The organism is Pseudomonas sp. 5.2, assembly GCF_059025405.1.
Genome location: NZ_JBYBHH010000002.1, coordinates 386149 through 406248, shown reverse-complemented (window position 1 = coordinate 406248; position 20100 = coordinate 386149). Strand labels below are relative to the sequence as shown.

General features: G+C 60.9%; 20 protein-coding genes. 13 read left to right on the top strand and 7 right to left on the bottom strand.

Going from position 1 to position 20100, the window contains the following annotated elements; all coding sequences use genetic code 11:
* Positions 1-4 precede the first annotated feature (4 nt).
* Positions 5-643 (top strand): endonuclease III, encoded by a 639-nt coding sequence (gene nth / locus AC5PZ0_RS05505; protein WP_027594200.1) that lies wholly within the window; start codon positions 5-7, stop codon positions 641-643.
* Between the two features lie 104 nt (positions 644-747).
* The gene (locus AC5PZ0_RS05500; RefSeq protein WP_027594199.1) at positions 748-924 is read left to right on the top strand and encodes a PA3496 family putative envelope integrity protein; all 177 of its coding nucleotides are present in this window, start codon (positions 748-750) and stop codon (positions 922-924) included.
* A 43-nt stretch (positions 925-967) separates the two neighbouring features.
* Here the strand turns inward: AC5PZ0_RS05500 and AC5PZ0_RS05495 are convergent, their stop codons facing one another.
* Entirely contained in the window at positions 968-1594 is a 627-nt protein-coding gene (locus tag AC5PZ0_RS05495) for a response regulator transcription factor (RefSeq protein WP_033702663.1), read from the bottom strand.
* 368 nt (positions 1595-1962) lie between these two features.
* Between AC5PZ0_RS05495 and AC5PZ0_RS05490 the strand changes: the two genes are divergently transcribed.
* Entirely contained in the window at positions 1963-2397 is a 435-nt protein-coding gene (locus tag AC5PZ0_RS05490) for a hypothetical protein (protein ID WP_085273554.1), read from the top strand.
* 69 nt (positions 2398-2466) lie between these two features.
* Here AC5PZ0_RS05490 and AC5PZ0_RS05485 read toward each other — a convergent pair whose 3' ends face one another.
* Positions 2467-3684 carry an argininosuccinate synthase gene (locus AC5PZ0_RS05485; protein ID WP_027594196.1) on the bottom strand — a complete coding sequence of 406 codons (1218 nt, stop codon included), beginning with the start codon at positions 3682-3684 and terminating at the stop codon, positions 2467-2469.
* Positions 3685-4170: 486 nt separating this feature from the next.
* Positions 4171-5127 carry a flagellar protein MotY gene (locus AC5PZ0_RS05480; RefSeq protein ID WP_493854502.1) on the bottom strand — a complete coding sequence of 319 codons (957 nt, stop codon included), beginning with the start codon at positions 5125-5127 and terminating at the stop codon, positions 4171-4173.
* Positions 5128-5257: 130 nt separating this feature from the next.
* On the opposite strand from AC5PZ0_RS05480, the gene pyrC reads away from it, so the two are divergent.
* Both pyrC and rnt read left to right on the top strand, forming a co-directional pair.
* On the top strand, positions 5258-6304 hold the full coding sequence (gene pyrC / locus AC5PZ0_RS05475; RefSeq protein ID WP_027594194.1) for a dihydroorotase: 1047 nt from the start codon (positions 5258-5260) through the stop codon (positions 6302-6304).
* Between the two features lie 59 nt (positions 6305-6363).
* Positions 6364-6975, top strand: a complete 612-nt coding sequence (rnt, locus tag AC5PZ0_RS05470; RefSeq protein ID WP_371097688.1) for a ribonuclease T — start codon at positions 6364-6366, stop codon at positions 6973-6975.
* A 176-nt stretch (positions 6976-7151) separates the two neighbouring features.
* On the opposite strand, the gene AC5PZ0_RS05465 is transcribed toward rnt, so the two are convergent.
* Positions 7152-7754 (bottom strand): peroxiredoxin, encoded by a 603-nt coding sequence (locus tag AC5PZ0_RS05465; RefSeq protein WP_027594192.1) that lies wholly within the window; start codon positions 7752-7754, stop codon positions 7152-7154.
* A 210-nt stretch (positions 7755-7964) separates the two neighbouring features.
* On the opposite strand from AC5PZ0_RS05465, the gene AC5PZ0_RS05460 reads away from it, so the two are divergent.
* Complete coding sequence (locus tag AC5PZ0_RS05460) at positions 7965-8183, top strand: bacterioferritin-associated ferredoxin (RefSeq protein ID WP_099455144.1); 219 nt, start codon at positions 7965-7967, stop codon at positions 8181-8183.
* A 201-nt stretch (positions 8184-8384) separates the two neighbouring features.
* On the top strand, positions 8385-8858 hold the full coding sequence (bfr, locus tag AC5PZ0_RS05455) for a bacterioferritin (protein WP_027594191.1): 474 nt from the start codon (positions 8385-8387) through the stop codon (positions 8856-8858).
* Between the two features lie 56 nt (positions 8859-8914).
* On the opposite strand, the gene grxD is transcribed toward bfr, so the two are convergent.
* Positions 8915-9250: a Grx4 family monothiol glutaredoxin gene (gene grxD / locus AC5PZ0_RS05450; protein ID WP_012313029.1), complete on the bottom strand. Its 336-nt coding sequence runs from the start codon at positions 9248-9250 to the stop codon at positions 8915-8917.
* Positions 9251-9341: 91 nt separating this feature from the next.
* Positions 9342-11450, bottom strand: coding sequence for a molybdopterin-dependent oxidoreductase (locus tag AC5PZ0_RS05445; RefSeq protein ID WP_493854501.1), 2109 nt, complete (start codon positions 11448-11450; stop codon positions 9342-9344).
* Positions 11451-11814: 364 nt separating this feature from the next.
* Here AC5PZ0_RS05445 and argF point away from each other — a divergent pair, with 364 nt between their 5' ends.
* Together argF and AC5PZ0_RS05435 are read left to right on the top strand one after the other, a co-directional pair.
* The gene (argF, locus tag AC5PZ0_RS05440) at positions 11815-12735 is read left to right on the top strand and encodes an ornithine carbamoyltransferase (RefSeq protein WP_493854500.1); all 921 of its coding nucleotides are present in this window, start codon (positions 11815-11817) and stop codon (positions 12733-12735) included.
* Positions 12732-13841: an ABC transporter ATP-binding protein gene (locus AC5PZ0_RS05435; protein WP_493854499.1), complete on the top strand. Its 1110-nt coding sequence runs from the start codon at positions 12732-12734 to the stop codon at positions 13839-13841. Before argF ends, AC5PZ0_RS05435 begins: the two co-directional genes overlap by 4 nt.
* A 136-nt stretch (positions 13842-13977) precedes the next feature.
* Here the strand turns inward: AC5PZ0_RS05435 and ybaK are convergent, their stop codons facing one another.
* Complete coding sequence (gene ybaK / locus AC5PZ0_RS05430; protein WP_493854498.1) at positions 13978-14448, bottom strand: Cys-tRNA(Pro) deacylase; 471 nt, start codon at positions 14446-14448, stop codon at positions 13978-13980.
* 303 nt (positions 14449-14751) lie between these two features.
* Here ybaK and AC5PZ0_RS05425 point away from each other — a divergent pair, with 303 nt between their 5' ends.
* The 4 genes from AC5PZ0_RS05425 (at position 14752) to glpD (ending at position 20086) form a co-directional block, all read left to right on the top strand.
* Entirely contained in the window at positions 14752-15603 is an 852-nt protein-coding gene (locus AC5PZ0_RS05425; protein WP_493854497.1) for an MIP/aquaporin family protein, read from the top strand.
* A gap of 51 nt (positions 15604-15654) precedes the next feature.
* Entirely contained in the window at positions 15655-17154 is a 1500-nt protein-coding gene (gene glpK, locus AC5PZ0_RS05420) for a glycerol kinase GlpK (protein ID WP_099455148.1), read from the top strand.
* Positions 17155-17341: 187 nt separating this feature from the next.
* Complete coding sequence (glpR, locus tag AC5PZ0_RS05415) at positions 17342-18097, top strand: DNA-binding transcriptional repressor GlpR (protein WP_027594184.1); 756 nt, start codon at positions 17342-17344, stop codon at positions 18095-18097.
* 450 nt (positions 18098-18547) lie between these two features.
* Positions 18548-20086: a glycerol-3-phosphate dehydrogenase gene (glpD, locus tag AC5PZ0_RS05410; RefSeq protein ID WP_493854496.1), complete on the top strand. Its 1539-nt coding sequence runs from the start codon at positions 18548-18550 to the stop codon at positions 20084-20086.
* Positions 20087-20100: the final 14 nt, after the last annotated feature.

The window sequence follows — 20100 nt, the reverse complement described above, 5'->3', positions numbered from 1 at the left end:
GTCCATGAATGCCGCAAAACGCCTGGAGATCTTTCGCAGGCTGCACGAAGACAACCCTGACCCGAAAACTGAACTGGCCTACACCACCCCGTTTGAGTTGCTTGTCGCCGTGACCCTTTCAGCGCAATCCACCGACGTAGGCGTCAACAAGGCCACCGCCCGGCTGTTCCCGGTCGCCAATACCCCGGAGGCCATCTACGCCCTGGGCGTCGAAGGGCTGAGCGAATACATCAAGACCATCGGGCTCTACAACAGCAAAGCCAAGAACGTGATCGAAGCCTGCCGGCTTTTGATCGAGCGCCATGGCAGCCAGGTGCCTGAAACCCGCGAAGCGCTGGAAGCGCTGCCCGGTGTGGGGCGCAAAACGGCCAACGTGGTCCTCAACACGGCGTTCCGGCAGCCGACCATGGCGGTGGACACGCATATTTTCCGGGTCAGTAACCGCACCGGCATCGCACCCGGTAAAACCGTGCTGGAAGTCGAGAAGAAGCTGATCAAGTTCGTACCCAAGCCCTACCTGCTCGATGCCCACCACTGGCTCATCCTTCATGGGCGCTATGTATGCCAGGCGCGAAAGCCCCGCTGTGGGAGCTGCCGAATCGAAGACCTGTGCGAATACAAGCACAAGACGTCTGACGATTGAGCCGATAGTTAAAAACCACCCTGCGCGATTGAAAAAATCTTTTTTACCAGCGTCAGCTTTCTGGTTATAAGGACGGCCAATGGCCCCTTGGCTTGGAGCGACTCATGAGTGCTGATAAAGACGACCTGTCAATCGAAGATGATTTTGTTGCCGCAGATGATGAAGCGGAGCCCCAGGTAGAGACTGCAAAGACCAACCTCAGTAAACGTCGCACCATCGACAACCTGCTGGAAGAGCGACGCCTGCAGAAGCAACTGGCCGATTTCGACTACGACTTATAGACCCTTGCAAAGCCTCCCACCGGGAGGCTTTGTAGCGCAGCGGTCAGTTCAACCCGTGGCGCTGTGCCAGCTCGATCAGGTCTACCAGCGACCGGGCGTTGAGCTTGAGCAGCAAACGGGACTTGTAGGTGCTGACAGTCTTGTTGCTGAGGAACATGCTGTCGGCAATTTCCTTGTTCGAGCGCCCGCGCGACAGCTGCTGCAAAACGGTCATCTCCCGGGCCGAGAGACGGTTGACCATGTCCGTCTCGCTGCCACCGCTGCCCCTGCCTCGCGAGGCATGCAAGGCCTGATTAGGGAAATAGCTGTAGCCTGACAGCACCGCCTTGATGGCGCTAAGCAACTCGGTCAGCTCCTGCTGTTTGCACACATACCCCGCCGCCCCCGCCTGCATGCAACGCATCGAGAAGTTCCCAGGTACCTGGGAGGTCAGCACCAGCACCTTGCTGCCTGGGCTGAATGCCGCCATGCGGGCGATGACCTCAAGGCCATCGAGCTTGGGAATCCCGATATCCAGCACCACGATATCCGGTAGGTGCTCACGCGTCAGTTGCAAGGCGGCCACGCCGTTATCGGTTTCCGCAACGACGTCATACCCATGCCGCTCCATCAGCATGCGCACGGCCAGGCGTATGACCGGATGGTCATCCACGATAAGGACTTTATTCATGTGATATCCATTCATTCATTATTTTTGCTGTGGCACGCCACGATAACTGACAGAACGCTTAATGGCGCGACGATTTGTCAATGAAACTCATGAATAGACGAGCCCTACAACACTTACAGAAATTTCCTACACAAAACCTTGCAGCACGCTAATCGTGAGTGTTCATGTCTCGCAAGAAACGTAGCACTGACCCGATCGAGTGAACCAGTTGAAAACAAACTTCCGCTCGAAGAATAGGCCACTTTAAATGCGCGAAAAAAATCAGGCACCCGCCGTTGTGCCGACAATGCGCAGTTGGGAAACACTACAGCCTTTAGTTGAGCATAACAGTACGGTAATGATGAGCGAAACCGCAGGAGACAGCCATCATGCCCGACGTACAACCTGTCGCCCCGCTGACGATCATTGCTATCTTCGCGGGGATCATCGAAGCATCCGCCCTTGCAACACTGCCGTTTCTCAGCGAATCCAGCCAAAGTCTCTATACCTGGTTTCTGGTCTGCTTTCCGTTTTTCCTTACAGCCTTGTTCTTTCTAACGTTGAACTTCAATTACAAGTCGTTCTACAACCCTGCCCTAAAAAAAGTAACAACCGACAACCCAGAGGCTGAATCGCCTGAACCTGTGACCGTTATCTTTACTGGCCCCGATGCACAACAAAGGCTGGAACAGCATATCCTCGTGGCACTCGCACACGCGCCTGAATCAACACGCACGTGGCACTTCCTTAATCTGGACAAGCGTCAATGCGCACGCCTGTCTATCAGTGCGCTCCAGGAGGACGTCGTCAATCACAAGGCTTAAAGGCCATTGGCATAACGCACCAAAAAAAACCCCGGCCTGAGCCGGGGTTCGTGCAACGCTTGCCAGTACTTAGAGCAGCGAACGGCCCTTGTTGGCGGCAATGCGCATGCGCAGTGCATTGAGCTTGATGAAGCCCGCAGCGTCGGCCTGGTTGTAAGCGCCGCCGTCTTCTTCGAAGGTCGCGATGTTGGCATCGAACAGCGAGTCGTCCGACTTGCGGCCGACAACGGTGACATTGCCCTTGTACAGCTTCAGGCGTACCACGCCATTCACGTTGACCTGCGAAGCGTCGATCATCTGCTGCAGCATCACGCGCTCCGGGCTCCACCAGTAACCGGTGTAGATCAGGCTGGCATACTTCGGCATCAGCTCATCTTTCAGGTGAGCGACTTCGCGGTCCAGGGTGATCGACTCGATCGCACGGTGGGCGCGCAGCATGATGGTGCCGCCAGGGGTCTCGTAGCAGCCACGCGACTTCATGCCGACGTAACGGTTCTCGACGATGTCCAGACGGCCGATGCCGTTGGCACCACCGATGCGGTTCAGATCAGCCAGGACGGTAGCCGGAGACTTCTCGACACCATCGATGGCAACGATGTCACCGTTGCGGTAGGTCAGTTCGATGTAGGTAGCCTGGTCCGGGGCGTTCTCCGGGGAGACGCTCCAGCGCCACATGTCTTCCTCGTGCTCGGTCCAGGTATCTTCCAGGACACCGCCTTCGTAGGAAATGTGCAGCAGGTTGGCGTCCATCGAGTACGGCGACTTCTTCTTGCCATGACGCTCGATCGGGATGCCGTGCTTCTCGGCGTAGTCCATCAGCTTCTCGCGGGACAGCAGGTCCCACTCACGCCATGGGGCGATGACCTTGACGCCCGGCTTGAGCGCGTAGGCACCCAGCTCGAAACGTACCTGGTCGTTGCCTTTGCCGGTCGCGCCGTGGGAAATGGCGTCGGCGCCGGTTTCGTTGGCGATTTCGATCAAGCGCTTGGCGATCAGCGGACGGGCGATGGAGGTACCCAGCAGGTACTCGCCTTCGTAGACGGTGTTGGCGCGGAACATCGGGAACACGAAGTCACGCACGAATTCTTCGCGCAGGTCGTCGATGTAGATCTCTTTCACACCCATTGCCTGTGCCTTGGCACGGGCCGGCTCGACCTCCTCGCCCTGACCCAGGTCAGCGGTGAAGGTCACCACTTCGCAGTTGTAGGTATCCTGCAGCCACTTGAGAATCACCGAAGTATCAAGGCCGCCGGAATACGCCAGTACGACCTTATTTACGTCCGCCATGCCATCACTCCACGGGGTTGTACGGAAAGGGGTCGATTCTAACGGCGTTATGGAAAAATTTACAGTGGGGCGACAGCTTCTGACGACAAAGCGACAGTAATTGTCGAGGGCGCGACGTTGCCTGAATGGATGCTTGGAGGGGATTGCGGTCTGGGCATGGGGGGGCATGGCTTGAGAGGTGTAGCGCCTATCAGATCGAGCGCCGCCCGCGCGGCGCTTCGCGAGCAACGCTCGCTCCTACGTTTGTTTCGGGCCAATTTTTCCTGTGGCATTGGCGCGCGGCCCCTTGGCGCCTGACACGATATCGAGTCGAACAAACAAGGCGGTCGCGCGCCTCTCTCACAGGCTTTACTGGCCCGAAACAAACGTAGGAGCGAGCGTTGCTCGCGATGCGCCGCGCGGGCGGCGCTCGATCTCACAGGCGCTGAAAATGTTGTGGCGAACCCCTAATGACCCTGATGCAATCACTTACCATGCCCCACGACCTCAGGGTAGCTTCGCCCCTGGCGCCACGGCAGCAGGGCTAGCTGGCGCCGGAGCAGCGGCCGGCACTGTTTGCTCAACCGGTTTCTCCACCGGTTTCTCAACCTCCGCAACCCGGCCCAGCTCTATACTCACCCGCCGATTGCGGGCCCGGTTAGCGGCATTGTTGTTCTTCGCCAATGGGTAGCGCTCGCCATGGAAGCGCACGGTGATTTGCGCTTCGGGCACGCCATGGGCCTTGAAGTAGTCCGCCACTGCCACTGCCCTGCGGCGCGACAGGTCACGGTTGGTCAGGCGGTTTCCGCTGTTGTCAGAGTGCCCGTCGAGCTCGATGTGGTTAACCGTAGGGTCGGCCTTCATGTAATCCAGCACAACGTCCAGCCGGGCTCGAGCCGAATCGTCCAGATCGATGCCGCCCCCCGGGAAGCCCACCTGCGTCTGCCTCACCTGGTCGTAATTCATCGGCAGCAACTTGCTGGCACAGGCCTGGTAGTCGCTGTAGGCCTTGGCGAAACTCACCGGCAGTACCCGCACCTCCATTGCCCGCCCCGCCTCGCCGGTGTAGTTGCGCACCACCGTGCTGCGGCCATCGAGCAAACCATTGATCAGTCGGCCGGCCTGCCCCTGGGACGAGCTGAACAGCAAGCCGCTACGCGCCATCCGCACCACACCCAGGTTGATATCACCACGCCCCGGCTGCCAAGGCGCCGCTGCGGCCAGCAACGTCGCAGACCCAGCCCCCAGCGCGTTAGTGTGCGAACGCAGCTGGAACACCGGCAGCTCACCGGCCCGGCGCACGAATTCGCCACTGCCAAAACCGTCGATCGGCTGGATCAGGCGGCACTCGAACTGGTCGCCCTCGACTTGCCAGGCAATGTTCTCCATGCGCGTCTGGAAAGTCAGTGCACCGGCCGGCAGGCTGGCGAACAGGGTCAACAGGGCTAGGTAACGCTGGCGCACGGGCGGCTCCACAAATTCTGACGGCTTACCTGCAGGGTATCGGACGCCACCCGAAAAACTTGATAGCCGTGCTCGGCCCAGGGTTTTCCGGTAGCATTGGGCCTTGAGTTCGACCCGCCTGGAATCCCCAATGTCCGATCGCCTGACCCTCCTGCGTCCCGACGACTGGCACATCCATCTGCGCGATGGTGCCGTCCTGCCCCATACCGTTGGCGATGTGGCGCGTACCTTCGCCCGTGCCATCATCATGCCCAACCTCGTACCGCCGGTGCGCAATGCCGTCGAAGCTGGCGCCTACCGTGAGCGCATCCTTGCCGCGCGCCCGGCCGGCAGCCGCTTCGAACCGCTGATGGTGCTTTACCTCACCGACCGCACCAGCCCCGAGGACATCCGCGCGGCCAAGGCCAGCGGTATCGTGTACGCCGCCAAACTGTACCCGGCCGGCGCCACGACAAACTCCGATTCAGGCGTGACCAGCATCGACAACATCTTCCCCGCTATCGAAGCGCTGGCCGACGTTGGCATGCCGCTGCTGGTGCACGGTGAAGTGACCCGCAGCGAGATCGACGTGTTCGATCGCGAGAAGCGCTTCATCGACGAGCACATGCGCCGTGTGGTCGAACGCTTCCCAACGCTCAAAGTGGTGTTCGAACACATCACCACCAGCGATGCCGCGCAGTTCGTCACCGAGGCCTCGGCCAACGTCGGTGCCACCATTACTGCCCAGCACCTGCTGTACAACCGCAACCACATGCTGGTTGGCGGCATCCGCCCGCACTTCTATTGCCTGCCGATCCTCAAGCGCAACACCCACCAGGTGGCGCTGCTGGATGCTGCCACCAGTGGCAGCCCGAAGTTCTTCCTCGGCACCGACTCGGCCCCTCACGCCCGTCACGCCAAGGAAGCGGCCTGCGGTTGCGCCGGCTGCTACACCGCGTACGCGGCCATCGAGATGTACGCCGAAGCGTTCGAGCAGCGTAACGCGCTGGACAAACTCGAAGGCTTCGCCAGCTTGCACGGCCCGGCCTTCTATGGCCTGCCGGCGAACACCGACACCATCACCCTGGTCCGCGAAGAGTGGACTGCCCCTGAAAGCCTGCCGTTTGGCGAGCAGACCGTGGTACCGCTGCGTGCCGGCGAGAAGCTGCGCTGGCGCCTGCTGGAGGAAAACGCGTGAGCGAAGACCTCTACGAAGACGATCAGGACAGCCAGGCCGGCAGCGGCTCGCGCCACCCGATGGCTGAGCGCTTCCGTGGCTACCTGCCAGTGGTGGTGGATGTCGAGACCGGCGGTTTCAACAGCGCCACCGATGCCTTGCTGGAAATTGCCGCCGTCACCATCGGCATGGACGAGAAAGGCTTCCTGTTCCCCGAACACACCTACTTCCACCGGGTAGAGCCATTTGAGGGGGCTAATATCGAGGCTGCCGCACTGGAGTTCACCGGCATCAAGCTGGACCACCCGCTGCGCATGGCAGTGAGTGAAGAAAGCGCGCTGACCGATATCTTCCGCGGCGTGCGCAAGGCGCTCAAGGCCAACGGCTGCAAGCGCGCAATCCTGGTCGGCCACAACAGCAGCTTCGACCTGGGCTTCCTCAATGCCGCGGTCAACCGCAACGACCTCAAGCGCAACCCCTTCCACCCGTTCTCCAGCTTCGACACCGCCACCCTGGCGGGCCTGGCGTATGGCCAGACCGTGCTGGCGCGGGCCTGCCAGAGTGCTGACATCGACTTTGACGGGCGTGAGGCGCATTCGGCGCGTTACGACACCGAGAAGACGGCCGAGCTGTTCTGCGGCATCGTCAACCGCTGGAAGGAAATGGGCGGCTGGCGCGATTTCAACGACTGAGTTGAATGCCTCATCGCCGGCAAGCCGGCTGCCACAGGATTACCACAGGCTTGAATATTGTGGGGTACCTGCGGGAGCTGGCTTGCCAGCGATGAGAGCAGAACAGACACTGGAAGACTCAAACTCCAGGCACAAAAAAACCGGCCACCAGGGCCGGTTTTTTATGCGCTTGGCAATTACAGCTTGCCAGCGTTCTCGCTCAGGTATGCAGCAACGCCTTCTGGCGAAGCGTTCATGCCTTTGTCGCCTTTCTTCCAGTTGGCAGGGCAGACTTCGCCGTGCTCTTCGTGGAATTGCAGGGCGTCAACCAGACGCAGCAGCTCGTCCATGTTACGGCCCAGTGGCAGGTCGTTGATGATCTGCGAACGGACAACACCGTTGGTGTCGATCAGGAAGGCACCACGGAAGGCCACGCCACCTTCGGACTCAACGTCGTAGGCTTTGCAGATTTCGTGGGTCATGTCGGCAGCCAGGGTGTACTTCACCTGGCCGATGCCGCCGTTGTTGACCGGGGTGTTACGCCAGGCGTTGTGGGTGAAGTGCGAGTCGATCGAAACGCCGATCACTTCAACGTTGCGAGCCTGGAAGTCTGGGATGCGGTTGTCCAGGGCGATCAGCTCGGACGGGCAGACGAAGGTGAAGTCCAGCGGGTAGAAGAACACCAGGCCGTACTTGCCCTTGATGGCCGAGGCCAGGTTGAAGCTGTCGACGATTTCGCCAGTGCCCAGTACAGCGGGAACGGTGAAGTCGGGGGCTTGTTTACCAACGAGTACGCTCATTGTTATCTCCTGATGAGGGTGAAAAACCGTTTGCCGGGCCAGACGGGCTTGCCCGACATCCAACAAAGGCCGACCATCATACACGGCTTCTCATGACAGACCGAATCCAACCGCCGGTCGCTCAAGCACGCCCCTCTCAGAAAGTCTTTTGACAAGCATTCTCATTACCATTAAGCTCCAGACCATCTCAACCAGCGATGGTCCGACTTTATGTATGTGTGTCTTTGTGTCGGCGTGACCGACGGACAGATCCGCGATGCGATCTATGACGGATGCTGCAGCTACAAGGAAGTTCGAGCCGCGACCAACGTCGCCAGCCAATGCGGTAAATGTGCCTGCCTTGCCAAGCAAGTGGTCCGCGAGACCTTGACCGATCTTCAGGTCAGCCAGGCTGCCCTGCCCTATCCGGTAGAATTTACTGCCGCTTGAAACCCCCTATTTTGAAGAACCGGACCTAGCGTCCGGTTTTTTTATGCCCGCAATTCAATAACTTAGCACTCCAACGCGCTTCACAAACATTCTTATTCCTATTCATTTTCACTTATTATTCAATAACTTAGGTTTGACAGCCCTAAGTATCAGGCTCAAACTTCTCTGTATTGGCACACTTCTACAGGGCAGGAACCCGTCATGAAAGGCGACGTAAGCGTCATCCAGCATCTCAACAAGATCCTCGGAAACGAGCTGGTCGCGATCAACCAGTACTTCCTGCACGCACGCATGTATGAAGATTGGGGCCTGAACAAACTCGGCAAGCACGAGTACAAGGAATCCATCGACGAGATGAAGCACGCTGACAAATTGATCAAGCGTATTCTCTTCCTCGAAGGCATCCCGAACGTCCAGGACCTGGGCAAGCTGCTGATCGGCGAGCACACCAAAGAAATGCTCGAGTGCGACCTGAAGATCGAACAGAAAGGCCTGATCGACCTGAAAGCCGCCATCGCTCACTGCGAAACCGTTGGTGACTTCGGCTCGCGTGAAATGCTCGAAGACATCCTCGAGTCCGAGGAAGAGCACATCGATTGGCTGGAAACCCAGCTGAGCCTGATCGACAAGATCAGCATCGAGAACTACCTGCAGTCGCAGATGGGCGAAGAGTAAAATCCCGCCCATAAAAAAACCCGCCATGAGCGGGTTTTTTTATGGGCGTTCGAGGGTCAGGCTTCAGAAGCCTTCGCCTTGGCAGCAGCATCCTTGATCAGGGTTTGCAGCTCACCGTTTTCAAACATTTCCAGCATGATGTCGCTACCGCCGACCAGCTCGCCTGCTACCCACAGTTGCGGGAAGGTTGGCCAGTTGGCGTACTTGGGCAGGTTGGCGCGGATTTCCGGGTTCTGCAGGATGTCGACGTAGGCGAACTTCTCGCCACAACCCATCACAGCTTGCGATGCCTTGGCCGAGAACCCGCACTGCGGGGCATTCGGCGAGCCTTTCATGTAAAGCAGAATGGTGTTGTTGGCAATCTGCTCTTTGATCGTTTCGATGATATCCATGGAACACCTCGTCTGAACTTTCCGACTCGATGGTCGGCACGGTGACGCATTGTATCGGAAAGCCGAGCGGTATGCTCGGCCTTGCCGTTGCTCAGGCGGCCTCGACGTGCACAGGCACGCCATTGAGGGCGGCATTGCCCGACACCTGATCGCGCAAGCGCTCATCGGTGAGGTCATTGGCGCTGACCCCGGGTTGCGCCTGGGCGACCTGCAGGTGCACGCCCTGGCGACCATGGCCATAGCCGTGTGGCAGGCTGACCACGCCCGGCATCATGTCGGTACACGCCTGCACTTCAACCTCAAGGGTGCCGGTACGCGAACGTATGCGCACGCGCTGGCCATCCTGCAGTTGCCGTTGCAGCAGGTCCTCAGGGTGCATCAACAGCTGATGGCGCGGCTTGCCTTTGACCAGCCGGTGGAAGTTGTGCATCCATGAGTTGTTGCTGCGCACATGGCGGCGGCCAATCAACAACAGCGCCCCAGCGGCCAACGGTGCCTGCCGGGCAAGCCTGGCCAAGTCGTCGAGCAGCACCTGAGGGGCCGCCTCGATGGCCTGGCTGGCGGTGCGCAGGCGCGCTTGCAGATTGGCGCCTAGCGGCCCCAGGTCGAGCCCGTGGGGGTGTCGATCCAGTGTTTCGATCGAGAGCTTCCAGGCCGATTCATCACCATAGCGCCCCTTGCGCAAAGCCCAGTCGATCATCTGCGCCGGGGGCAGGGTCGGCTTGAGCTCCATTGCCGCACGCTCGGCAAAGGCCTTGGCCAGGCCGACAAAGATCTCCCAGTCGTGCAACGCGCCTTCTGGCTTGGCAAGGATCGCGCGGTTGAAGCGCGTCACGTTGCGTACCGCCAGCAAGTTGAAGGTGCTGTCGTAGTGGTCGTTCTCCAGCGCCGACGTGGAAGGGAGGATCAAATCGGCATGGCGGGTGCTCTCGTTGATGTAAAGGTCGATGCTGAGCATGAACTCAAGCCCCTCCAGCGCCTCGTCCAGCTGTCGACCATTGGGCGTGGACAGCACCGGGTTGCCCGCCACGGTCACCAGCGCCCGCACCTGGCCGTCACCGGGCGTGAGCATTTCTTCGGCGAGTGCAGCCACCGGCAGCTCGCCGGCGTACTCCGGCAGCCCTGAAACCCGGCTTTGCCAGGCATTGAAATGCCCACCCGAGGTACTCGCCACCACGTCGACTGCAGGCTCGGTACACAGGGCGCCGCCCACGCGGTCCAGGTTGCCGGTGACCAGGTTGATCAGTTGCACCAGCCAGTGGCACACGGTGCCGAAGGCCTGGGTCGATACGCCCATGCGGCCATAGCAGACGGCCTTGTCGGCAGCCGCAAAATCACGCGCCAGCTGGCGAATATCGGTAGCGGCAATGCCGCACAGCGGGCTCATGGCTTCAGCGGTCAGCGGGGCAATTGCGTTGCGCACCTGATCAACACCCTTGACCGGCACGTGCGACGTGCGGGTCAGGCCTTCGTCGAACAGGGTATTGAGCAGGCCACTGAGCAATGCTGCATCGCCGCCGGGGCGGATGAACACGTGGCGGTCAGCCATGGCCGCCGTTTCGCTGCGCCGCGGGTCCACTACCACCAGTTGACCGCCCCGGGCACGCAGGGCCTTCAGGCGCTTCTCCACATCTGGCACAGTCATGATGCTGCCATTGGATGCCAACGGGTTGCCGCCCAGTATCAACATGAAGTCGGTGTGGTCGATGTCCGGGATCGGCAACAGCAGACCGTGGCCGTACATCAGGTGGCTGGTCAGGTGCTGGGGCAACTGATCCACCGAGGTGGCCGAGAACCGGTTGCGGGTCTTCAACAGGCCGAGGAAATAGTTGCTGTGGGTCATCAGCCCGTAGTTGTGCACGCTGGGGTTTCCTTGATACACCGCCACCGCGTTGCGACCATGCGCCTGCTGAATGGCCCACAGCTTGTCGGCCGCCAGGGCGAAGGCCTCGTCCCAGCCGATCGCCTGCCAGCGTTCGCCAACCCGACGGTGGGGCTGACGGAGGCGGTCAGGGTCGTTCTGGATGTCTTGCAAGGCCACCGCCTTGGGGCAGATATGGCCACGGCTGAACGGGTCATCGGGGTCGCCCTTGATCGAGCTGATCAGCGCCCGGCCATCGTCTTCATGGCTGACTTCGATGTTCAGCCCGCAAATGGCTTCGCACAGGTGACAGGCACGGTGATGCAGGGTCTTGGTCATGGCCGGCTCTGCGTTGTGATGGGTCCGATCACGACTATGCGCCCGGCCCACGGCCCTCGCCAGCGCGCTTTGCGCTGTGAATTCCCCGACATCAGGCAAACGATTCGCGACACGCATTTGCCAAATTGCGGGCAAGCCGTGTACAACCTCTGTAGCAAATAAAAAACAGCGCACGCTCAAGGGGTAACGACACCCTTTGCAACAGAGCTGCTGTTTCCCCTCTTGGTTTCAGGCGACATTTAATTATAGTATTGCGCCTTTCCCTATTTCGTCCGCCCCGTGCGGCTTACGCCGCAGGTCACTCCCGTTGTCAAAAAAAACCATACGGTCGACCTGCATACCGTTGCAGATAAGGTAGTCAAACATGAGCACTAGGCACTTTCTCTCCCTGCTGGACTTCACCACCGACGAATTGCTCGGGGTGATCCGCCGCGGCATCGAGCTGAAGGACCTGCGCAAGCGAAGCGTACTGTTCGAGCCGCTGAAAAACCGCGTGCTGGGCATGATCTTCGAAAAGTCCTCGACCCGGACCCGCGTGTCGTTCGAGGCCGGCATGATCCAGCTCGGCGGCCAGGCCATCTTCCTGTCACCTCGCGATACCCAGCTGGGCCGTGGCGAGCCGATCAGCGACAGCGCCATCGTGCTGTCGAGCATGGTCGACGTGGTGATGATCCGCACCCACGCCCACAGCACCCTCACCGAATTCGCCGCCAACTCGCGCGTGCCGGTGATCAACGGCCTGTCCGATGAGTCGCACCCGTGCCAGCTGCTGGCCGACATGCAGACATTCGTCGAACACCGTGGCTCGATCCAGGGCAAGACCGTGGCGTGGATCGGTGATGGCTTCAACATGTGCAACTCTTATATCGAAGCCGCCCAGCAGTTCGATTTCCAGCTGCGCATCGCCTGCCCCGAAGGCTACGACCCGGACCCACGCTTCATGGCGCTGGGCGGTGATCGCGTGCAGATCATCCGCGACCCGAAGGAAGCCGTGCGCGGCGCGCACCTGGTGACCACCGATGTCTGGACTTCCATGGGCCAGGAGGAGGAAACTGCACGCCGCCTGGCGCATTTCGCGCCTTACCAGGTCACCCGCGAACTGCTCGACCTGGCGGCACCCGACGCCCTGTTCATGCACTGCCTGCCCGCCCACCGTGGTGAGGAAATCAGCCATGACCTGCTCGACGACCCTCGTTCGGTCGCCTGGGACCAGGCTGAAAACCGCCTGCATGCACAGAAGGCCCTTCTCGAATTCCTTGTAGAACCGGCTTACCACCACGCATGAGTCAACCCCTACTGCTCAACCTGCGCAACCTCGCCTGCGGCTACGGCGACCAGCGCATCGTCCAGAACCTCAACCTGCACCTGAACGCAGGCGACATTGGTTGCCTGCTGGGTTCATCCGGTTGTGGCAAAACCACCACCCTGCGCGCCATCGCCGGTTTCGAGCCTATTCATGAAGGCGAGATCCAACTGGCGGGCGAGGTCATTTCCCGTGCCGGCTTCACCCTGGCCCCGGAAAAACGCCGCATCGGCATGGTGTTTCAGGACTACGCCCTGTTCCCGCACCTGACCGTGGCCCAGAACATCGCCTTCGGCATCGCCAAGCACCCGCGCCAGGGTGAGGTGGTCGAAGAGATGCTCGAGCTGGTCAAGCTGGGCGGCTTGGGCGGTCGCTATCCGCACGAGCTGTCCGGTGGGCAGCAGCAACGGGTCGCCCTGGCCCGCGCGCTGGCGCCAGAGCCTCAGTTACTGCTGCTCGACGAGCCGTTCTCCAACCTCGACGTGGAACTGCGCCGCCGCTTGAGCCATGAGGTGCGCGACATCCTCAAGAGCCGGGGTACCAGCGCCATTCTGGTGACCCACGACCAGGAGGAAGCGTTTGCCGTCAGCGACCAGGTGGGTGTGTTCAAGGAAGGTCGCCTGGAGCAGTGGGATACGCCTTACAACCTCTACCACGAGCCTCAGACGCCGTTCGTGGCCAGCTTCATTGGCCAGGGCTACTTCATCCGTGGCCAGATGAGCAGCCACGAGGCGGTCAATACCGAACTCGGCGAACTGCGCGGCAACCGCGCCTACATCATGGCGCCAGGCAGCTCGGTGGATGTGCTGCTGCGCCCTGACGATATCGTGTATGCGCCAGACAGCCTGCTGCGGGCCAGTATCGTGGGCAAGAGCTTCCTGGGGGCATCGACCCTGTATCGCCTGCAACTGCCTACCGGCAGCCAGCTGGAGGCGATCTTCCCAAGCCATATCGATCATCAGGTCGGTGAGGATGTAGGGATTGCCGTGGCGGCCGATCACCTGGTGCTGTTCCCGGTGCCGGGCAGTGTCGCGGCGCAGTTGCCACGGCATGAAAATGGCGTTCGCCGCTACAGCTCGGCGACCTGACCGAAAACTGGGGCCGCGTTGGCGGCCCATCGCCGGCAAGCCAGCTCCCACAGGTGCGGCGCTAGACTTGGAGGCTTACACAGTTCGGGTGGGAGCTGGCTTGCCGGCGATGGGCTGCGCAGCGGCCCCTGCGATTTCAACCCTTGCCAATACCGGCAAACGTGCCCTGGGTATGTTCAGCCAGCACCGCCGCCGCCAACTCCACCTCCAGCCCGCGCCGCCCGGCGCTGACATGGATGGTTGCAAAGTTCTGCGCCGAGTCATCAATAAAGGTGCGCAAGCGCTTCTTCTGGCCTAACGGGCTGATGCCACCGACCAGATACCCCGTAGCCCGCTGGGCCGCCGCCGGGTCGGCCATCTCGCACTTCTTCACCCCCGCCGCATGGGCCAGTGCCTTGAGGTCCAAGGTGCCCACCACCGGCACCACGGCCACCAGCAACTCACCTTTCTCACTGCTCGCCAGCAAGGTCTTGAACACTTGCTGCGGATCGAGCCCGAGCTTTTCCGCTGCCTCCAAACCATAGGAGGCCGATTTAGGATCGTGCTCATAACTGTGCACACGATGCTCGGCGCGGGCTTTTTTCAACAGGTCTAGGGCGGGGGTCATGCGCAGGCTCCGGTCTGGGACAAGTCGGCGGCTACTTTAGGACATATCCCACATCCCAGCCAGTTCGGAGGCTACGCACCTGTCTAGCGTGCGGTTTCGCGACCCCACACTACGTCCAAAACGTGACTGACCGTTCACTTTCGACCTTTGACATAAGCGTTTCTTGTCTATATTTTTTCGTTTCTGAAGAAATGGTGCACATTTAAGGTGCATTTCCTGTATCTGCCTGGGGTCAATGGGGATCGACTCCGGGCTTTGCTGTCGAGCGCCACGCGCCTCACAACAAAAAAAACGAGGTCATACATGACGACTGCTCTACGCGAACCCACCTTGTCCAGCCAATGCCTGGCAGAATTTCTTGGCACCGCCCTGCTCATCTTTTTCGGCACCGGTTGCGTCGCCGCGCTCAAAGTCGCGGGTGCCAGCTTCGGCCTGTGGGAAATCAGCATTATCTGGGGCGTCGGCGTGAGCATGGCGATCTACTTCACCGCGGGTGTTTCCGGCGCGCACCTGAACCCGGCCGTGAGTATCGCCCTCACCCTGTTCGCCGGCTTCGACAAGCGCAAACTGCCGTTCTACATGCTGGCCCAGGTATGCGGCGCCTTCTGCGGCGCAGCGTTGGTCTACACCTTGTACAGCAACCTGTTCTTCGATTTCGAACAAGCCCACGCCATGCTACGAGGCAGCAGCGAAAGCCTGGAGCTGGCGTCGGTGTTCTCCACCTATCCGCACCCCTCGCTGTCCACTGGCCAGGCATTCCTGGTGGAAGTGGTCATCACCGCCATCCTCATGGCCGTGATCATGGCCCTGACCGACGACAACAATGGCCTGCCCCGTGGCGCCGTGGCGCCGCTGCTCATCGGCCTGCTGATTGCCGTGATCGGCAGCGCCATGGGGCCGCTGACCGGCTTTGCGATGAACCCGGCCCGCGATTTCGGGCCAAAAATGATGACCTTCCTGGCCGGTTGGGGCGAAATCGCCTTCACTGGCGGACGGGACATTCCTTATTTCCTGGTACCGGTGTTCGCACCGATCCTTGGCGCATGCCTGGGCGCCGCAGCGTATCGCGGCCTGATCGCCCGCAACCTGCCAGTAGCGCCAACCGCAAGCGCTGAGACAAACGACAATCGCCAGGGCGATACTCAAGTCAACTGATGTGGCCTCACGCCCAAGCCCTGACTTCCCATTTTTGCAAGGCCTACGACCATGACAGACACCCTGGATAAGAACTACATCATCGCCCTGGACCAGGGCACCACCAGTTCGCGGGCCATCATTTTCGACCGCGACGCCAATGTGGTCGGCACCTCCCAGCGCGAATTCGCCCAGCATTATCCGCAGGCGGGCTGGGTCGAACACGACCCGATGGAGATTTTCGCCACCCAGAGCGCCACCTTGGTCGAGGCGCTCGCCCAGGCGGGCATCAGCCACGCCCAGGTCGCTGCGCTCGGCATTACCAACCAGCGTGAAACCACGGTGGTGTGGGACAAGGAAACCGGCCGCCCGGTGTACAACGCCATCGTCTGGCAGTGCCGCCGCAGCACTGAAATCTGCGCGCAGCTCAAGCGGGATGGCCATGAAGACTACATCCGCGAGTCCACCGGACTGGTCACCGACCCGTACTTCTCCGGCACCAAGCTCAAGTGGATCCTCGACAATGTCGAAGGCGCCCGTGAGCGCGCCGAACGTGGCGAGCTGCTGTTCGGTACCGTCGACACTTGGCTGATCTGGAAATTCTCCGGCGGCAAGGTCCATGTCACCGACTACACCAACGCGTCGCGCACGCTGATGTTCAATATTCACACACTGGAATGGGACGAAAAACTGCTGGAAATCCTCGGCATCCCACGCCAGATGCTGCCCGAGGTTCGCCCCTCCTCCGAAGTCTACGGCCACACCAAGAGCGGCATTGCCATCGCCGGTATCGCTGGCGACCAGCAGTCTGCGCTGTTCGGCCAGATGTGCGTCGAGCCCGGCCAGGCCAAGAACACCTACGGCACCGGCTGCTTCCTGCTGATGAACACCGGCGACAAGGCCGTCAACTCGTCCCATGGCCTGCTCACCACCATCGCCTGCGGCCCGCGTGGTGAAGTGGCCTATGCACTAGAGGGCGCGGTGTTTAACGGTGGCTCTACCGTGCAGTGGCTGCGTGACGAGCTGAAGATCGTCAACGACGCACTCGATACCGAGTACTTCGCCAGCAAGGTCAAGGACAGCAATGGCGTGTACCTGGTGCCCGCCTTCACGGGCCTGGGCGCCCCCTATTGGGACCCTTATGCCCGTGGCGCCCTGTTCGGCCTGACGCGGGGTGTGAAGGTCGACCACATCATTCGTGCAGCGCTGGAATCGATCGCCTACCAGACCCGTGACGTACTGGACGCCATGCAACAGGATTGCGGTTATCGCCTGTCCGAATTGCGCGTGGATGGCGGTGCGGTGGCCAACAACTTCCTCATGCAGTTCCAGGCCGACATCCTCGGCACCTGCGTGGAGCGCCCGAAAATGCGCGAGACCACAGCCCTCGGCGCCGCCTACCTGGCAGGCCTGGCCTGCGGCTTCTGGAGCAGCCTGGATGAGTTGCGCGACAAGGCGATCATCGAGCGCGAGTTCAGCCCGCAATTGGACGAGACGCAGAAAGAGAAGCTTTACGCCGGGTGGCTGAAGGCCGTCGACCGTACCCGTGACTGGGAAGATCACGAAGCCTGACGTCTTCATGGAGCAGCCTTGTGCTGCGAAGAAGCCAGTGATCAGACAGTGAATATTCGCTGCTAACACCGGCCTCTTCGCAGCACAAGGCTGCTCCTACACGCGCCCTGCACATTCGTCTACTGGCCGTCATCCGCTTCCTACGGCATCATTGCAGAATTTGTCCGGCAGCCCATAAGGACCGCCCATGAATCTGCCCCCCCGCCAACAACAAATCCTCGAGCTGGTCCGCGACCGCGGCTACGTCAGCATCGAAGAAATGGCGCAGCTGTTCGTCGTCACCCCGCAAACCATCCGCCGCGACATCAACCAGCTCGCCGAGCTCAACCTGCTGCGCCGCTACCACGGGGGTGCCGCGTATGACTCGAGCATCGAGAACACCGCCTACGCCATGCGCGCCGACCAGATGCGCGACGAGAAGCAGCGCATCGCCGAAGCCGTGGCCTCGCAGATTCCCGACCATGCCTCGCTGTTCATCAACATCGGCACAACGACCGAATCGATCGCCCGCGCACTGCTCAACCATAACCACCTGAAGGTGATTACCAACAACCTCCACGTGGCCTCGATCCTGGCGGCCAAGGACGATTTCGAAGTACTGGTGGCAGGTGGCACGGTGCGCCGCGATGGCGGTGTGGTAGGCCAGGCCAGCGTCGATTTCATCAACCAGTTCAAGGTTGACTTCGCCTTGGTTGGCATCAGCGGCATCGACGAAGATGGCAGCCTGCTGGACTTCGATTACCAGGAGGTACGGGTTTCCCAGGCCCTGATCGCCAATGCACGCCAGGTTATCCTGGCCGCCGACTCCAGCAAGTTCGGGCGTAATGCCATGGTTCGCCTGGGCTCGATCAGCCTGGTGGACTGTTTGGTGACCGACCAGACGCCGACGCCCGCCCTCGCCCACTTGCTTAACCAGTACAAGATTCGCCTCGACGTGGTGTGAAGCAGATTGTGGGGCTGAAGCGTATGGATTGAGATTTTTATCGCTCTCGAGATCGAGCGCCGCCCGCGCGGCGCATCGCGAGCAACGCTCGCTCCTACGTTTGTTTCCGGCCAATTATTCCTGTGGCATTGGCGCGCGGCCCCTTGGCGCCCGCCTCAATGTCGCGTCGGACCAACCAGGCGGTCGCGTGCGCTGGCACAGGCGTGACTGGCCCGAAACAAACGTAGGAGCGAGCGTTGCTCGCGATGCGCCGCGCGGGCGGCGCTCGATCTCGACAACGCCTAATGAATCAAGCCCTAACCCGAATTTTCGTAAATGTTCACTTTATTGTCATCCGATCAGTATTTTCTATAAAGACTGACTGGATACCCGCCTTCTGTTGCGCTAGTATTTTCGGAAACGAACATCAATGTTCATATTCGATGTGAACAGCCCCAGGAGGCCTTGCCCGTGTCCCAGCCCGTTTCGTCCCAGCCCCCCCTCACCGACTGCTATGACCTCGCCGTGATCGGCGGTGGCATCAATGGTGTGGGCATTGCTGCCGACGCCGCCGGGCGCGGCCTGAAGGTGTTCCTTTGCGAAAAGGACGACCTGGCGCAGCACACGTCGTCGGCGAGCAGCAAGCTCATCCATGGTGGCCTGCGCTACCTGGAGCACTACGAGTTCCGCCTCGTGCGCGAAGCCCTGGCCGAGCGCGAAGTCCTGCTGGCCAAGGCGCCGCACATCGTCAAGCCAATGCGTTTCGTGCTGCCCCACCGCCCGCACCTGCGCCCGGCCTGGATGATCCGTGCCGGCCTGTTCCTCTACGACCACTTGGGCAAGCGCAAGCGCCTGGGCGCTTCGCGCAGCCTGCGCTTCGGCCCGGGCTACCCGCTCAAACCGGCCATCACCCGGGGTTTCGAATACGCTGACTGCGCTGTGGACGACGCCCGCCTGGTCGTGCTCAATGCCATGGCAGCCCGCGAAAAAGGTGCGCACATCGTCACCCGCACTCGTTGCCTGCGTGCCGAGCGTGTCGATGGTGTGTGGCAGGTCGAGCTGCAGCATGCCGACGGCAGCCTGCAGAGCATTCGTGCCCGCGCCCTGGTCAACGCTGCTGGCCCGTGGGTGGCCAGCTTCATCAAGGATGACCTCAAGCTGGATGCGCCTTACGGCATCCGCCTGATTCAGGGCAGCCACCTGATCGTCCCGCGCCTGTACGAAGGCGAGCACGCTTACATCCTGCAGAACGAAGACCAGCGCATCGTGTTCTGCATCCCTTACCTGGACCGCTTCACCCTGATCGGCACCACCGACCGTGAGTACAGCGGCGACCCGGCCCAGGTGAAAATCACCGAGGCCGAGACCGACTACCTGCTCAAGGTGGTCAACGCGCACTTCAACCATCAGCTCAGCCGTGCCGACATCCTGCACACCTACTCCGGCGTACGCCCGCTGTGCAACGACGAGTCGGACAACCCGTCGGCCGTGACCCGCGACTACACCCTGGCGCTGTCGGCAGGTGAAGGCCAGGCGCCGTTGCTGTCGGTGTTCGGCGGCAAGCTCACCACGTACCGCAAGCTGGCCGAATCGGCCATGGCCGAGCTCAAGCCGTTCTTCACCCAGATGCGCGCCAGCTGGACCGCTACAGCGCCGCTGCCAGGCGGGGAAGATATGACGACTGCGCAGGCACTGACTGACGCCATTCTGGCGCAGTACGGGTGGCTGCCGGTGGACATCGCCAAACGCTGGGCAGTGACTTACGGCAGCCGCGTATGGCGCCTGCTTGATGGTATTCAGGGCCCGGAAGGTTTGGGCCAGGCCATTGGCGGCGGTCTCTTCAGCCGCGAAGTCGATTACCTGCGCAGCGAAGAGTGGGCTGTAGATGCGGCCGACATTCTGTGGCGCCGTACCAAACTGGGCCTGTTCACATCGCCTGCGGAACAGCAGGCGCTGCACGACTACCTGAAGAATGCGCCAGTAAGCCAGACATCGTTCAAGGCCGCCTGAGGCCAACCTGAAGC

Excerpts from the sequence above, each read along its gene's own strand:
- nth (WP_027594200.1), top strand. The coding sequence starts at position 5 with ATGAATGCCGCAAAACGCCTGGAGATCTTTCGCAGGCTGCACGAAGAC.
- ybaK (WP_493854498.1), bottom strand. The coding sequence starts at position 14,448 with ATGACCCCCGCCCTAGACCTGTTGAAAAAAGCCCGCGCCGAGCATCGT.
- argF (WP_493854500.1), top strand. The coding sequence starts at position 11,815 with ATGAGCACTAGGCACTTTCTCTCCCTGCTGGACTTCACCACCGACGAA.
- AC5PZ0_RS05435 (WP_493854499.1), top strand. The coding sequence starts at position 12,732 with ATGAGTCAACCCCTACTGCTCAACCTGCGCAACCTCGCCTGCGGCTAC.
- AC5PZ0_RS05490 (WP_085273554.1), top strand. The coding sequence starts at position 1,963 with ATGCCCGACGTACAACCTGTCGCCCCGCTGACGATCATTGCTATCTTC.
- glpR (WP_027594184.1), top strand. The coding sequence starts at position 17,342 with ATGAATCTGCCCCCCCGCCAACAACAAATCCTCGAGCTGGTCCGCGAC.
- AC5PZ0_RS05500 (WP_027594199.1), top strand. The coding sequence starts at position 748 with ATGAGTGCTGATAAAGACGACCTGTCAATCGAAGATGATTTTGTTGCC.
- bfr (WP_027594191.1), top strand. The coding sequence starts at position 8,385 with ATGAAAGGCGACGTAAGCGTCATCCAGCATCTCAACAAGATCCTCGGA.
- AC5PZ0_RS05495 (WP_033702663.1), bottom strand. The coding sequence starts at position 1,594 with ATGAATAAAGTCCTTATCGTGGATGACCATCCGGTCATACGCCTGGCC.
- AC5PZ0_RS05460 (WP_099455144.1), top strand. The coding sequence starts at position 7,965 with ATGTATGTGTGTCTTTGTGTCGGCGTGACCGACGGACAGATCCGCGAT.
- AC5PZ0_RS05445 (WP_493854501.1), bottom strand. The coding sequence starts at position 11,450 with ATGACCAAGACCCTGCATCACCGTGCCTGTCACCTGTGCGAAGCCATT.
- AC5PZ0_RS05485 (WP_027594196.1), bottom strand. The coding sequence starts at position 3,684 with ATGGCGGACGTAAATAAGGTCGTACTGGCGTATTCCGGCGGCCTTGAT.
- AC5PZ0_RS05465 (WP_027594192.1), bottom strand. The coding sequence starts at position 7,754 with ATGAGCGTACTCGTTGGTAAACAAGCCCCCGACTTCACCGTTCCCGCT.
- glpK (WP_099455148.1), top strand. The coding sequence starts at position 15,655 with ATGACAGACACCCTGGATAAGAACTACATCATCGCCCTGGACCAGGGC.
- pyrC (WP_027594194.1), top strand. The coding sequence starts at position 5,258 with ATGTCCGATCGCCTGACCCTCCTGCGTCCCGACGACTGGCACATCCAT.
- grxD (WP_012313029.1), bottom strand. The coding sequence starts at position 9,250 with ATGGATATCATCGAAACGATCAAAGAGCAGATTGCCAACAACACCATT.
- AC5PZ0_RS05425 (WP_493854497.1), top strand. The coding sequence starts at position 14,752 with ATGACGACTGCTCTACGCGAACCCACCTTGTCCAGCCAATGCCTGGCA.
- rnt (WP_371097688.1), top strand. The coding sequence starts at position 6,364 with ATGGCTGAGCGCTTCCGTGGCTACCTGCCAGTGGTGGTGGATGTCGAG.